This is a genomic window from Photorhabdus sp. RM96S (assembly GCF_042879335.1).
GTDB classification, from domain to species: Bacteria; Pseudomonadota; Gammaproteobacteria; order Enterobacterales; family Enterobacteriaceae; genus Photorhabdus; species Photorhabdus kayaii.
The window spans coordinates 40,053-54,206 of the sequence record NZ_JBHFKT010000028.1 but is presented as its reverse complement, the minus strand read 5'-3'; the positions used below and the strand labels follow the sequence as shown (position 1 = coordinate 54,206).

The window sequence follows — 14,154 nt, the reverse complement described above, 5'->3', positions numbered from 1 at the left end:
ATCATAAAAATGAATGTTAGCTGCATTGTGATATCGTCATAGACAGCTAACATCCAAGTGCATTGGTGATGATTATTTTGTTAATTCACTGACATAATTGACGAAATCACCGATTGTCGTCGTATTATCTCGCTGGAACTTATCGAAATTCAGTTGAATTCCCATTTCTCTTTTTAAAGCAACCTGAATAGAAACAAAATCCAGACTCACCAGATGAATATCATCAAGCAGGGTGTCAAGAGTAATATCTTCTGGTTCGATATCAGTTAATTCAGTAATTTGAGATTGAAGTAATTCAAATAGTTTCATATTAATGTCCCCTAAAAATTTAAACAGTACTGGCGGAGCTTAGGTGCAGGAATATATACCCGTTATCTTTCAAGTTGCCTCTTTGTTGGCTGCACTCACTCACCCCGGTCACATCGTTATCTATGCTCCTGGGGATTCGCTCCCTTGCCGTCGCGATGCATCTTGAAATCCATAGGGTATAGGTACCAATTAATAAATGCGTTATTCCTGCCACCCCGTTTTTTAAATATCGTTTTGCTATTATTCCTGGGTGATTAAAGATTTCCCTGAAATTTTAAGTAAGTTATATGTTTCTTGTTTGATAGCGCTAGCCAATATCTCAATATCATCTTGGCTTGTGGTATATCCGAAACTGATGCGTACCGCACTATCAATACGATCATCGGGGAGCCTCATAGCAGCCAGAACATGAGAACGTTGTGTTGATTTGTTATTGCTACAGGCTGATCCTAAGGATAAAGAGATGCCGTAACGTAAATCTAGCCTGCTGGCTAGCGATTCAGCACGAATACCAGGGAAACTTAAATTGAGAGTCCAAGGTGCCTGAAACGCTGGATTGGTATTACCATTAATCAGGTAGTTAACATGATATTGATCTAACAGAGATAGCAAGGTTGTTCTGAGCGTTTTGTAAGTATTGAAGCGTCCTTGCAAGCCGTTCAGTGATTCTTTAGCTGCTGCCGCTAGTCCAGCAAGTCCTAAGGTGTTCTCAGTGCCGCTGCGTACTCCTTGTTCTTGCCCTCCACCATGTAGCAAGGGATTTAATTGAATACTTGGTGCATGGTAGAGCCCGCCAATACCTTTCGGGCCGTTAAACTTATGGCCGGAGAAAGATACGGTCGTTACGCCGGAAAGTGTGTCACAGCTAAAAGGAAGCTTACCAATAGCCTGTACTGCATCGATATGTAGATAAACACCGGCCTCTTTTGCTAAAGAAGCGACCGCTTCATAGGGCTGGATCACGCCGGTTTCGTTGTTAATCGCCATCAATGTGATCAGACGTGTTTGTGGCCGTAGGTTTTCCTGGATACTTTGTACACTGATCCGCCCTTGATTATCGGGATTGATCAGCGTTAGCTGGAGCCCGCGTTGCTGATACCAGAGTAACGGTGCCAGAACAGACGGATGCTCAATGGAAGAGCTAATAACATGATGAGCAGACAGATCCGAACCGGAAAGTGTTGCTAACAAGCTGGATAAGGCTTGGTTATTACTTTCGGTTCCCCCTGATGTAAATAGGATTTGCTCTGGGACTGTGCCCATCAATGCAGCCATCGATCTTCTAGCGTCAGTGAGCAACTTTTTCGCCATGCCGCTTAAGCTGTAGTGGCTAGACGGATTAGCAAAAATAGACATTGCGTCTTTAATCGCCAACTGAGCTTTAACACTTAGCGGTGTTGTGGCGTTGTAGTCGAAATATAGACTTGTCATATTTTTCCCTTTAGCTGCTCAAATAGCTTATGCAGCATATCAAGGCAGTGTTGCTGTGCGGGTTCTAACTCGCCTAATAATGCATCTATTCCCTCAGGCGATAATGCATTCAATTCTTCGAGAGTCTTACCTTTAGCATGACGACAAAATTGGTTAGACATTGCCAGGGAGGCGGTACATCCCCATGCACGAAAACAGGCATTATTTACCCGGCCTTGGTTATTCAGTGTCAGGTCGATATCAACCTTGTCACCGCATACAGGGTTACCTAATGCCAGTTTAATGGTGGGGGCGGATAACGTCCCTTGGCAGTCAGGATTGCAAAAGTTGTCAATAATGATGTTGTTAAACATAATTCCACCTTGCTATTTATACAGCGGGTGTAGCTGAAGTACCTTCATCGTCTGACATTCTTCTCTCAAGGTTGACTGCACAGCAACCAAACTCTTTAGCAGCAGCGGTACGCATAACAAACTGAATTCGCTGAGAATTACGCCAGGATTTATTAGGATCGGTACGCAAGTAGACCAAATCTTCTGTCAGTAACATGCCGGGAGTGGAAACAGAGAGTGGATCTAAGATCACTAATTGTCCGGTTTCGCCATCAGGTAATTCACGTGTTAAATCGTTAGGATCACGGACGGAGAAATGAATATAAGGAGGAACATGCTTATGGTTATATTCATCTTCGATGGCAAGAACGTTTGCTTCAACCAGACCATACATGTCACGATTTCGGGAAGCAGGAATGCCCATCCATTCTTCGATATCTGCATTCAATTCGCTGCGGGAGATCATATCCCCGGTAAAACGTTTCCAGCCGCCCATAGTAATTACCATGCTATCGCGATCTAAAGTGAGCTTGGTATTATTCTCTTTTAGGAACGTAATAAAACGATGGATCATGAATGGAGGGCCAATTAAATGCCGGGTGAATTTGCCTTTCCACTGGATTAATTGATTCAAAGCATCTTCTGGGGAGAAGTGGTCCTGATTAATCATATAGCGTCGGGTATCTAATAAACCCGTCAGGAAATTAAAGATTTTGACCAGTGCCATTTCTGGAATATCTTCTGTTGACGGGCATAAGCATAGGCCGGCACCGCCAGATACTTTGAACATACTGCGATAATTGGAATAGACAGCCAATACTGTATGATCCATCGTATCGTGGCAACGACGATAAACGCTAGGAATTCCACTGGTACCCGTTGAGCGCATTTCATGTTCGATTTCAGATAATGGTTTGCTTAATAAACGGTGACTTTCGGCTGATTTATAAGTTGCAACGGGTATTAGTGGGATGCGAACTAAGTCATTATAGTTCTGGATATCTTCTGGTTTAATACCTTGTTTTTCACAAATATCTTTATAGTAAGGGTTATTATGATAATGGAAATTAAAAGCGTCTTTAAGCAAACAGGTTTTTAATTCTTGTTGCTCTTCTTTAGACAGCTTATAGAGAAGGTCGACATCGGCTATTAACCACTTCAACGGATTTCCGCCACGAGATTTTATACCGTCATATATATTTTTGATATTTTCCATTTTTTCATCTCCGGTAGGGTAAAGAGTAGATAAATTAATCTTTGCTTATTATAAGTTATAGCGATAAAGCATAAGTTACGTAGGAAAAAAGGATAGTCATTAATAATTTATTTTTATTGAATAAATTGGCTATATTATTGCTTTGATCATTATATGGATTTGTCAATATTGTTAAAATTATGCTAAAAATAGCTGGTTTATTCAAAATATTCACTTTAGTGCGAATATGACCAGTTAATTCAAGTAAATTTTTTCATTGTCTTTTATATTTTTGTGAAGTTCGTTGTTTTTTGATCTATTGAATGTTCTTTTGTAAATTTTTTCATTGTCCTAAGATTGGGATAATGATAGAAATAAAATATAAACAAATGCCAAATTAAAAAACGAGTACGCATGATGAAAATGGATTGCTTAATTGTGGGTGCCGGTCAAGCCGGGTTAAGTTTAGCTGCTATCCTTGCGGCTAAGAATATTAATGTCTGCATATTAGAGCGGGAGGCACGTATTGGTGATGTGTGGCGCAGGCGCCCAGATAATATGCTATTATTCACTTCACGCGGTATGACTCAACTTCATGGCTTACCGTTTCCTGGAATTAAAGAAGGTTATCCAGATAAAAATGAAGTCGCTGATTACCTTGAGCGCTATGCTTCACATCATAACCTTGCGATACATACTCAAACCGAAGTGGTTGAGGTGAAGCATGATACAGATGGCTATCGTGTTAAAACAAAAGATGGAAAAGTATTTCATGCGCCTTGTTTGGTTAATGCAACAGGGGCTAATCAATTAGTTGATATTCCGGCGCTTGCTGAACGGTTTTCTACAGATATACAACAAATTACAGCAGATCAATACCGGGAACCTAAGCAAATTAAAACGGGTAGCCGAGTTGCTGTCGTTGGTGATGGTGCGAGTGGTCGTCAGATTGCTAAAGATTTGGCAGCAACTGCGGAGGTGACATTATTTTGCGGTTCCTCCCGTCCTCTCTTGCCTAATAGAATATTGGGCAAAGATATCTTTTGGTGGTTAAGTAAAAGCGGTCTGTTATTTGCCAATTATTACAGTTTAGTAGGGAAAATTATGCGGCGGCGTAATCCTATCCCTTGTGGTGACCTGAAAAACCATCGGTTAGCTGCTTGGGGTATAAAAATAGCGAATAGGCTAGTTGATATAAAAGACAATAAATTATGTGATTCGTCCGGCAATCAATATGAGGTGGATACGGTTATCTGGTGTTTGGGGTATAAAGATGATACGGCATGGTTAACGCTTCCCGGTGCTGTGGATGCTAATGGATTCGTTTGTAAAAATGGTCATGCGGAAGGTGGGAAAACTCCTTATCCTGGGTTATTTATCGTTGGGCGGAAATGGTTGAGTAGCCGTGGTTCTGAACTGATGTTAGGGGCTTATAAAGACACTTGTCGGGTCGCTAAATGGGTGGAAAATTATCTGAAAGAGCATGTACCATTAAAATGAATTATTAATACAGAATAGTGATATTTTACTCTGTATGTTTTATTTGTCGTGGATTGATGGTTTATTAGGTAGTATTGTGATGGTGTTACTCTGAATTCTGTATCATTACTAAGAGTGCATAATATAGTAAATGTGCTATTAGGAATAAAATGATACAGAATCTCTAACATATTGGCTTTGATAATAACGGTTATAAATAGAAATTATTTATTTTAGGTAATGTATCAAAAATATTATTTATTCATAACACAGATATTTTTCTTTGTAAAATTTAGACCTGTTAATGTTGATGATAAATTGAAATATTTTTGTTGTACTTGTTGAATTCTGTTCTTACTGGCATGTTTTAATTCAGAGGGCCTTAATCCATATAGCGTCATGCAGGTACGACTGAAGTGTGCGCCATCTGAAAATCCACTATTACAAGCTAATAAAGTCAGTGAATCTGATGAATGTATCTCATCAATAGCATGATGCAGACGTTTCCATAATAGATAACTACGGAAATTAGTTCCCATTTTTTCTCTAAATAGATGTAAGAATCGGCTTTCGGATAAGTAGAGTTGGTTTGATATTTCACGAGAAGATATACATTTAACCGGTAATTCAGTAATAAGAGAGGCTGCTTTTATGATTCGTTTGTCCTGATAACAATGGCAATCTTCTATTTTACCTAAAAGGTTATTTAAGATGAAAATATCTGGAGAGATTTCTGACTGTAAACAATTAATAAAGTAATTTGCTATTAAACTGGATGATTCTTGATTTAAGTATACTATATCTGAGCCTCTCATTTGATGTAGTAATAAATGACATAGTGGATTGGCTAGGTCTATCAGTAGATTAAAGCAGAGTTGCCCTTCCGAGTGTAATCTATGTTTAATATTAGAAGAAATAATGAATCCATGTACTTGTCTCGATTCATTTTCGGTATCAACCCTCATGAGTGAATTATGTGGTGATACACTCAATTGGATACAAGGATGATGATGCCATTCTGTTTGCATATTATAAGAGAAAACCAGATCTTGTAGATGGAATTTATAGAATTTAATAAAATACGGTGATTTGTCTATTTTGTGTAACATGGTGGTGTCCTTTATTAAATTGTTGTGTGTATTTGAATTAATTATTTTATTTAATTATTATGAATACTTGATGTGATTTTTTAATTAAATTATATTAACTCGTTAAATAATTATTATTAGTTACTATATCGTCACAATACCATTAAATCATTATTATGAAGCCGCCTCCTTTGGTATCTGTAAAAAATAATTTCACTATTGGAAAATATCGTTATGACATGGCGAAAAGAATTATTTTCCACTCTGTTTTTTGCTGGTGGAATATTCAATTTTTGCTGGTCAATCTTAACAATATCTAAATTTTTTAACGTTAAATAGCTACTATCTACTTGATATAATTAAAAGTATTTTCTTTAATGACATAATTAATGACCAAAAATTTAATGAGGAGCCAATATTTTTATATAATTATTTTGATTGGTTATAACTTATATTAAACATATTATCATGAGAACAATATGGTTATATTTTTATGTTCTTTGTGAATTAGGCCACATAAATTATAAGTATGTTGGCATAATACCGAAAATAAGTTGTATCAGGATTGTAATGAATAAAAAGACCTGTTAATCCAGTTTGTTATAACAATCCCCAAAACGCTTTAATCAAGGGTTCATTAAGCCGTTTTCTCTGTACACATATACCCAATTCGAATGGTTCTACTAGAGAGATGTTGTCCAGTAAAGATATGCGATTGCGTACCGGTTCAGGGCTATTTTCTACAACGACATTGGGAATTAATGCCACTCCACAACCCAATGCAACCATAGAAACAATGGCTTCATGACCGGACACGGTAGCGTAAATCGATGGGTTGGTAATTTTATGGTGGCGGAACCAGTACTCAATGCGCTTACGTGAAGGGCCATGTTCCGGCAAAATGAAGGGAATGCTATTCCAGTCAGGGGACTTTTGTATTACAAGTGCTCGTACAGAGCAAGGGAGGGAAGGCGCAATCAGTACCAGTGGGATTTCACCGATTTTGGTGAAGCTGACATTATCTGGTAGTTTTTCCGGCTTACCGGCGATGCCTAAATCGGCATCATTAGACTGTATCTTATTGACTGCATCTGCGGCATCACCTGTGGTGAGTTTGATTTCAACCATAGGATGTTCCGCACGAAAACGGTCTAGGATCTGTGGTAAGTGACTGTAGGCCGCGGTGACCGAACAAAATAGACGTAACTCGCCGCTTAGAGATGGGCTTTGTTGATTCAATGAGTGTTTTAGTTGCTGGTATTGCAACAGTGTCTGTTGGGCGAATTGTTTAAATTGCTCGCCGGCAAAGGTCAATTTTACAGTGCGATTATCCCGTAAAAATAATGGATGCCCCAAAATATCTTCAATACGCTGAATCTGGCGAGATAATGTGGATGGACTGACATGCATTGCTTTTGCTGTACGACCAAAATGACAGCTTTCAGCCAGATGTAGAAACAGTTTGAGGTCGCGTATATCCATAGCCTATTCTCCTTTTCCTGTCCAATAATCTGTATTGCATAAAGTGCAATGTAGTATTGTTAATATATCAATTTAAGCAATGGCTTTCATGTCATATATTGAAAATATATAAACACCCCACAGGGTGGGGAAATCTAAAAAACAGTCGCAGCATTTCATTGCTGAGCGCTGAGCACAACATGATAACGGAGTCACTAATGGCTAATTATTTTAATACGCTGAATTTGCGTCAGCAGTTGGCGCAGTTAGGTAAATGTCGTTTTATGGCGCGGGAAGAGTTTGTTGATGAGACAGGATATTTAAAAGGTAAAAAAGTGGTTATCGTCGGTTGCGGAGCGCAGGGACTGAATCAGGGCCTGAATATGCGTGACTCCGGCCTGGATATCACTTATGCCCTGCGTAAAGAGGCCATTGAAGAAAAACGTGCTTCATGGCGTAAAGCAACGGAAAATGGTTTTCAAGTCGGCACTTATGAAGAGTTAATACCTCAGGCTGATTTGGTAATTAACCTGACGCCAGATAAGCAACACTCTTCTGTTGTTCGCGCAGTTCAACCATTGATGAAAGAAGGCGCTGCACTGGGTTATTCTCACGGCTTAAATATTGTTGAAGTCGGTGAACAAATCCGTAAAGATATCACTGTGGTGATGGTCGCACCTAAGTGTCCTGGCACGGAAGTGCGTGAAGAATACAAACGGGGTTTTGGTGTGCCTACTTTGATCGCAGTTCACCCGGAAAACGATCCGAAAGGTGAAGGTATGGCAATCGCTAAGGCATGGGCCGCGGCAACGGGTGCGCATCGCGCCGGTGTTCTGGAATCTTCTTTCGTGGCTGAAGTGAAATCTGACCTGATGGGTGAGCAAACTATTCTGTGCGGTATGTTACAGGCGGGCTCACTGTTGTGTTATGACAAACTGGTGGCAGATGGCGTTGAACCGGGTTATGCAGGAAAGCTGATCCAGTTTGGCTGGGAGACCATCACAGAAGCACTGAAACAAGGTGGCATTACCCTGATGATGGATCGCCTGTCTAACCCGGCAAAACTGCGAGCGTATGCTTTGTCTGAGCAGTTGAAAGAAATAATGACGCCGCTGTTCCAGAAACATATGGATGATATCATTTCTGGTGCATTTTCCTCCGGTATGATGGCTGATTGGGCCAATGATGATAAGAAACTGTTAGATTGGCGAGAAGAAACCGGCAATACTCCGTTTGAGAATTCACCTGGATATGATGGCAAAATCAGTGAACAGGAATATTTTGATCACAGCGTTTTACTGGTTGCTATGGTGAAAGCCGGGGTTGAACTGGCATTCGAAATTATGGTTGATACCGGTATTATCGCTGAATCGGCCTATTATGAATCTCTGCATGAATTACCGCTGATTGCGAATACTATCTCTCGTAAACGCCTGTACGAAATGAATATCGTTATTTCTGATACAGCAGAATATGGTAACTATTTGTTCTCTCATGTTGCGGTTCCACTGCTGAAAGAGAAGTTTATGGGTTCGCTACAGGCGGGTGATTTAGGTAAACCCGTTGTAGATAACGGTATCGATAACGCTCAGTTACGCGATGTAAATGAGGCTATTCGTAACCACCCAATTGAAGTTGTTGGCCGCGTATTACGTGGTTACATGACAGATATGAAACGTATTGCTGTTGGCGGTTGATATTGATAAGGATAAGGGGGAGAAATCCTCCCTCTTTGAATCCAATGAATATGGTTCTGAGACCGTTTGCTAAAGTTTTGCGGGATAAGTCGCGATTTACCAACTAATAGAGTGCTTTTCTTTCATAAAGAAAACGGCGTTTCCTTTCTCTCCTTTCTGCTACAATTCTATCCCCTGAGATACTGTCCTGATATAACTTATTAAACATCATGCGATTAAATCCTAGCCAACAACAAGCTGTCGAATTTGTTACCGGTCCTTGTCTGGTCCTGGCGGGGGCTGGTTCCGGCAAAACCAGAGTGATTACCAATAAAATTGCTCATCTTATCCGCATTTGTGGCTATCAGCCTCGTCATATCGCCGCTGTGACGTTTACTAATAAAGCCGCCCGGGAAATGAAAGAGCGTGTAGCACAAACTCTGGGGCGCAAAGAGGCTAAGGGGCTGATGATTTCTACTTTCCACACGTTGGGGTTGGAAATCATTAAGCGTGAGTACAAAGCTTTAGGAATGAAAAGCAATTTCTCGTTGTTTGATGAGCATGACCAGATGGCCCTGTTGAAAGATTTAACAGCCGATTTACTGGAGGAAGATAAAGATCTATTACAAAAATTGATCTCTGCCATTTCAAACTGGAAAAATGATCTGCTTTCTCCACAGCAAGTTTTGGCATTGGCCCGTTCTGCTCAGGAGCATCAGTTTGCTGAATGTTATCGCCGTTATGATTTACATCTGGCGAGCTGTAATGTATTGGATTTTGACGATCTGATTACCAAACCGACTTTGCTAATGCAACGTGATGAAGAAGTCAGGGAGCGTTGGCAAAACCGTATTCGTTATCTGCTAGTAGATGAATATCAGGACACCAATACCAGTCAATATCAACTGGTTAAATTGTTGGTGGGACAAAGGGCTCGTTTTACGGTGGTGGGTGATGATGACCAGTCGATCTATTCATGGCGCGGTGCAAGACCACAAAATTTGGTGTTACTGAAAGAGGATTTCCCTAAGCTTAATGTGATCAAATTAGAACAGAATTATCGTTCCTCTGGCTGTATTCTGAAAGCAGCTAATATTTTGATCGCCAATAACCCTCACGTGTTTGAAAAACGGCTCTTTTCTGAATTGGGGTATGGTGATCCATTGAAAGTGATTACAGCTAATAATGAAGAGCATGAGGCGGAAAGGGTTATTGGGGAGCTGATGGCACATCATTTTATCAATAAGACCCAATATAAAGATTACGCTATTCTCTACCGAGGAAATCATCAATCCCGCGTGTTTGAAAAGATGCTGGTGCAAAACCGTATTCCTTACCGGATTTCTGGTGGAACTTCTTTCTTTGCTCGCCCCGAAATTAAGGATTTGCTAGCTTACCTGCGGGTGTTGACTAACCCTGAAGATGACAGCGCATTCCTAAGAATTGTCAATACACCAAGACGTGAAATTGGTGCGGCTACCATTCAAAAACTGGGTGAGTGGGCGAATCAGCGCAATAAAAGTTTCTATCAGGCTAGTTTTGATCTTGGTTTGGAACAAAGTCTAACTGGCCGCGGTTTGGCGGCGCTACAGCGTTTTACTCACTGGATGGATGAGATAACTCGTCAGGTTGAACGATATCCTTTGCTAGCTGTGCGTGATCTGCTACATGGTATGGATTATGAAAGTTGGCTGTACGAAACATCACCGAGCCAAAAAGCGGCTGAGATGCGGATGAAAAATATTAATCAGTTATTCACTTGGATGAGTGAAATGCTGGAAGGTGATGAATTAAACGAGGCAATGACTTTATCTCAGGTGGTTGCGCGTTTCACATTACGGGACATGTTGGATCGAGCCGAGGACAGTGAGGAGTTTGATCAGGTGCAATTGATGACTTTACATGCTTCCAAAGGGTTGGAGTTTCCCTATGTATTTCTGGTTGGCATGGAAGAAGGGCTGTTGCCTCATCAGAGCAGTATTGATGAAGAAAATATTGATGAAGAGCGACGATTGGCTTATGTAGGGATCACCCGAGCTCAACGTGAGTTATTCTTTACTTTATGTAAAGAACGTCGTCAATATGGCGAGTTAATCCGTCCAGAACCAAGCCGTTTTTTGCATGAATTGCCACAGGATGACTTACATTGGCCACAAGATAAAAAAATAGTGACTGCCGAAGAAAGAATGCAAAAAGGGCAATCGTGTATCGCGGATATCAAATCGCGTTTAGGGCTTGGACAAAAAAATAAGTCATAAATATGCTGGAGATTCCCTGTATCACAGAGATACAGGGAAAGTGATTTTATTCAGGTTTGAGCATTCTGCTCGCCTAAAACAAGTGACCATTGAGCATGGTTTTGCCACTGAATTTCCTGCTGTAAAGACTCTGCTCTCAGAGGGTGTTGCATTAGCCAGCCATGAGGTAATGTTATTGTTAACGCTTCATCACTCACATTTAAACGTAGAGCAGGGAGCGTGTCATTTCGACGACGGTTGGCGAAGATGATAGCTAACCGCAACAGACGACATAAACGTTGAGCTTGTATCATAGGTAAGGCGTTTTGTTGATTAAAGGAAAACAAATCAATAGAGCCACTCTGGTTCTTTAGCAATGTGGCTAAGAGTTTTTTCTGTGCAGGCGTATAGCCGGGGAGAGCGAGATAATTGATCAGATAGGCTGCATGTGATGGAGCTTGGTGGAAATCAATACTTAGGCCAATTTCATGTATCAAACAGGCACTTTGTAATAATTCATGACATCGGCTATCAAGCTCCCAAGGTTTAGCAACCTGTTGTAGGAAGTGTTCAGCCAATTGCTTGACCCGTTGAGACTGTTCAACGTCTAGCTGAAAACGTCGCTGTATATTACGTAGTGTTCTGGTACGAATATCGGGTTCTATTGGTAAATCCAGCATGCCGTAAACAAGACCTTCCCGTAAGGCGCCGCCCGCAAGGATCATACTTTCAATATTTAATGCCTGGAAAATCGCTATCAGGATAGCAAGGCCACTTGGGAAAACTAAAGCCCGTTCCAGCGTCAATCCTTCTATTTCCAGCTCTTCCAGCTTACCGCATTCAATTGCTTTATGTTTGAGCTCTTGAAGTTTCGGCAAAGTGATCAGTTCATCCATACCCTGAGCAATCATGATTTCTTGCAGAGCCTGAACGGTACCGGAAGCGCCTACACAAATCTGCCAGCCTTGTTCGATCAGTTTTGGGGCAATGAGTTTCAACGTTTCATGTGCGGCAGCTTCGGCTCTGGCGAAATTTTCTTCCGTCAGGCTACGGTCATTAAAGTAGCCTTCAAGCCAGGTAACACAACCCATACTTAGGCTGGATAACTGAGAGGCTTTTGCCCCATTCCCTGTAACCAGTTCTGTACTTGCACCACCAATATCGACAACCAGACGTTTTTCAGGGCCGCCAGTTGTATGGGCAACGCCTTGATAAATAAGCCGAGCTTCATCTTCGCCACTGATTACCTTAACCGGACAATCAAGGATTTCTGATGCTTTTTTCACAAATGCGTCTGAATTTTCAGCGATGCGTAAAGTTGCCGTAGCAACAACGCGGATTTGTGATGGAGGTATATCCTGTAAGCATTCAGAAAAAATCCTGAGACATTGCCAGCCTCTCTCCATTGCCTGTTGAGATAAGCGGTTATTTTTATCTAATCCGGCGGCCAGCCTGACTTTACGTTTGATTCGTGCCAGTATCTGCATACTGCCGGATACTTCACGCACAACCAGCATGTGAAAACTGTTTGAACCTAGGTCGATAGCCGCATAGAGCGAAGAAGAACTCAGCATCATTTTCAGCCTGAACGTTTACGGTTATTACGTGGTGTATTATTACGATGCGACAAATTGTTACGACGCTGATGGTTTCCTGAACGCGGACGGTGTCGGCGTTTAGGTACCGGTAAATCTTTCAGCAAGGCTTGACTGTCATATTTGCTGACCGGGATAGTGTGTTGAATATAATCTTCAATCGCTGGCAGGTTTAGTGCATATTCTTCACAGGCTAGGCTGATCGAATGACCACTTTCACCTGCACGACCAGTACGGCCAATGCGGTGAACATAATCCTCGCAGTCGTCTGGTAAGTCATAATTAAAAACATGAGTGACTAAAGGAATGTGCAATCCACGGGCTGCGACATCAGTTGCAACTAGAATATCAATATTGCCGTTGCTGAATTCTTCCAGAATGCGTAACCGTTTTTTTTGTGCTACATCACCGGTTAGTAACCCAACTCGATGTCCGTCAGCAGCCAGATGCGCCCAGATATCTTCACAACGATGTTTTGTATTGGCGAAAATAATGCATCGATCAGGCCACTCTTCTTCCAATAACGTTTGAAGCAGGCGCATCTTTTCTTCATTAGAAGGATAAAACAGCTCTTCGCGGATACGGTGTCCCGTTTTCTGTAACGGTTCTACCTCGACATACTCTGCATGATTCATTTGCTCAAATGCCAGTTCTCGGACTCGGTAAGAGAGTGTGGCAGAAAACAGTAGGTTCATACGTTCGTTTGCTGATGGCATCCGACGGAATAGCCAGCGGATATCTTTGATAAAACCGAGATCATACATGCGATCAGCTTCATCAAGCACCACAACTTGGACCGCATTCAGATTAATGTGCCCCTGTTTGGTATAGTCGATTAGACGTCCGGTAGTGCCGATAAGGATGTCAACACCGGTTCCTAGTATTTTCAGCTGTTTGTCGTAACCATCACCGCCGTAGGCAAGACCCATCTTTAGACCTGTTGCCTGTGCTAGATCTTCTGCATCAGAGTAAATCTGTACAGCGAGCTCGCGGGTAGGAGCCATAATCAGCGCTCTTGGCTGATTGGTTTGACGCTCCTCCGCTGCGGGATGAGTCAGTAAATAATGAAAAGCAGACGCTAAAAATGCTAGCGTCTTCCCCGTACCGGTTTGCGCTTGCCCCGCGACATCACGACCTTCGACAGTGAAAGGCAATGTCAGTGCTTGTATCGGTGTACAATTAGAAAAGCCCTTATTATCAAGAGCTTCTATAACCTTGGGGTGCAAGGCGAAGTCGGAAAACTTCTTTTCTGTCAAGTGTGTTTTACTCATAGTGTGGTAGAATATCAGTTAACCATTGTCTTACGAAAGTGTATCCGTTGAAATAAAGGCAACCTTATATCAGTAATGTT

At 41.4% G+C, this 14,154-nt stretch carries 12 protein-coding genes; 3 read left to right on the top strand and 9 right to left on the bottom strand.

The genetic code is table 11. From position 1 onward, the window contains the following. Nucleotides 1-72 precede the first annotated feature (72 nt). Genes ACGF49_RS16795 through ACGF49_RS16775 form a run of 5 tightly spaced genes read right to left on the bottom strand, consistent with a single transcriptional unit; the run spans nucleotide 73 to nucleotide 3,288 of the window. On the bottom strand, nucleotides 73-309 hold the full coding sequence (locus tag ACGF49_RS16795; RefSeq protein WP_112877319.1) for an acyl carrier protein: 237 nt from the start codon (nucleotides 307-309) through the stop codon (nucleotides 73-75). 19 nt (nucleotides 310-328) lie between these two features. Further along, nucleotides 329-523: a hypothetical protein gene (locus ACGF49_RS16790; protein ID WP_271859505.1), complete on the bottom strand. Its 195-nt coding sequence runs from the start codon at nucleotides 521-523 to the stop codon at nucleotides 329-331. A gap of 26 nt (nucleotides 524-549) precedes the next feature. Further along, the gene (locus tag ACGF49_RS16785; protein ID WP_113042862.1) at nucleotides 550-1,740 is read right to left on the bottom strand and encodes a cysteine desulfurase family protein; all 1,191 of its coding nucleotides are present in this window, start codon (nucleotides 1,738-1,740) and stop codon (nucleotides 550-552) included. Continuing rightward, nucleotides 1,737-2,093 carry an iron-sulfur cluster assembly scaffold protein gene (locus ACGF49_RS16780; RefSeq protein WP_113042863.1) on the bottom strand — a complete coding sequence of 119 codons (357 nt, stop codon included), beginning with the start codon at nucleotides 2,091-2,093 and terminating at the stop codon, nucleotides 1,737-1,739. The genes ACGF49_RS16785 and ACGF49_RS16780 overlap by 4 nt, the downstream gene beginning before the upstream one ends. 16 nt (nucleotides 2,094-2,109) lie before the next feature. Continuing rightward, entirely contained in the window at nucleotides 2,110-3,288 is a 1,179-nt protein-coding gene (locus ACGF49_RS16775) for a LuxE family acyl-protein synthetase (protein ID WP_387491958.1), read from the bottom strand. A gap of 360 nt (nucleotides 3,289-3,648) precedes the next feature. Between ACGF49_RS16775 and ACGF49_RS16770 the strand changes: the two genes are divergently transcribed. Then, nucleotides 3,649-4,767 (top strand): NAD(P)/FAD-dependent oxidoreductase, encoded by a 1,119-nt coding sequence (locus ACGF49_RS16770; protein ID WP_324251622.1) that lies wholly within the window; start codon nucleotides 3,649-3,651, stop codon nucleotides 4,765-4,767. 233 nt (nucleotides 4,768-5,000) lie between these two features. Here ACGF49_RS16770 and ACGF49_RS16765 read toward each other — a convergent pair whose 3' ends face one another. Both ACGF49_RS16765 and ilvY read right to left on the bottom strand, forming a co-directional pair. Continuing rightward, nucleotides 5,001-5,855 carry a helix-turn-helix domain-containing protein gene (locus tag ACGF49_RS16765; RefSeq protein ID WP_387491956.1) on the bottom strand — a complete coding sequence of 285 codons (855 nt, stop codon included), beginning with the start codon at nucleotides 5,853-5,855 and terminating at the stop codon, nucleotides 5,001-5,003. Between the two features lie 579 nt (nucleotides 5,856-6,434). Continuing rightward, nucleotides 6,435-7,316: an HTH-type transcriptional activator IlvY gene (gene ilvY / locus ACGF49_RS16760; protein ID WP_113042868.1), complete on the bottom strand. Its 882-nt coding sequence runs from the start codon at nucleotides 7,314-7,316 to the stop codon at nucleotides 6,435-6,437. Nucleotides 7,317-7,513: 197 nt separating this feature from the next. Here ilvY and ilvC point away from each other — a divergent pair, with 197 nt between their 5' ends. Then, the gene (ilvC, locus tag ACGF49_RS16755) at nucleotides 7,514-8,992 is read left to right on the top strand and encodes a ketol-acid reductoisomerase (protein ID WP_113042869.1); all 1,479 of its coding nucleotides are present in this window, start codon (nucleotides 7,514-7,516) and stop codon (nucleotides 8,990-8,992) included. 209 nt (nucleotides 8,993-9,201) lie between these two features. Further along, entirely contained in the window at nucleotides 9,202-11,229 is a 2,028-nt protein-coding gene (rep, locus tag ACGF49_RS16750; RefSeq protein WP_271859503.1) for a DNA helicase Rep, read from the top strand. Between the two features lie 50 nt (nucleotides 11,230-11,279). Here the strand turns inward: rep and gppA are convergent, their stop codons facing one another. Further along, nucleotides 11,280-12,782, bottom strand: a complete 1,503-nt coding sequence (gene gppA, locus ACGF49_RS16745) for a guanosine-5'-triphosphate,3'-diphosphate diphosphatase (protein WP_113042944.1) — start codon at nucleotides 12,780-12,782, stop codon at nucleotides 11,280-11,282. A gap of 5 nt (nucleotides 12,783-12,787) precedes the next feature. Beyond that, nucleotides 12,788-14,074: an ATP-dependent RNA helicase RhlB gene (gene rhlB, locus ACGF49_RS16740; RefSeq protein WP_113042872.1), complete on the bottom strand. Its 1,287-nt coding sequence runs from the start codon at nucleotides 14,072-14,074 to the stop codon at nucleotides 12,788-12,790. Between the last annotated feature and the right edge of the window lie 80 nt (nucleotides 14,075-14,154).

What these genes read in the sequence shown, in the direction of transcription:
- ACGF49_RS16795 (WP_112877319.1), bottom strand. Translation starts at nt 309, where the DNA reads ATGAAACTATTTGAATTACTTCAATCTCAAATTACTGAATTAACTGAT.
- ACGF49_RS16775 (WP_387491958.1), bottom strand. Translation starts at nt 3,288, where the DNA reads ATGGAAAATATCAAAAATATATATGACGGTATAAAATCTCGTGGCGGA.
- rhlB (WP_113042872.1), bottom strand. Translation starts at nt 14,074, where the DNA reads ATGAGTAAAACACACTTGACAGAAAAGAAGTTTTCCGACTTCGCCTTG.
- rep (WP_271859503.1), top strand. Translation starts at nt 9,202, where the DNA reads ATGCGATTAAATCCTAGCCAACAACAAGCTGTCGAATTTGTTACCGGT.
- ilvY (WP_113042868.1), bottom strand. Translation starts at nt 7,316, where the DNA reads ATGGATATACGCGACCTCAAACTGTTTCTACATCTGGCTGAAAGCTGT.
- gppA (WP_113042944.1), bottom strand. Translation starts at nt 12,782, where the DNA reads ATGCTGAGTTCTTCTTCGCTCTATGCGGCTATCGACCTAGGTTCAAAC.
- ACGF49_RS16785 (WP_113042862.1), bottom strand. Translation starts at nt 1,740, where the DNA reads ATGACAAGTCTATATTTCGACTACAACGCCACAACACCGCTAAGTGTT.
- ilvC (WP_113042869.1), top strand. Translation starts at nt 7,514, where the DNA reads ATGGCTAATTATTTTAATACGCTGAATTTGCGTCAGCAGTTGGCGCAG.
- ACGF49_RS16765 (WP_387491956.1), bottom strand. Translation starts at nt 5,855, where the DNA reads ATGTTACACAAAATAGACAAATCACCGTATTTTATTAAATTCTATAAA.
- ACGF49_RS16780 (WP_113042863.1), bottom strand. Translation starts at nt 2,093, where the DNA reads ATGTTTAACAACATCATTATTGACAACTTTTGCAATCCTGACTGCCAA.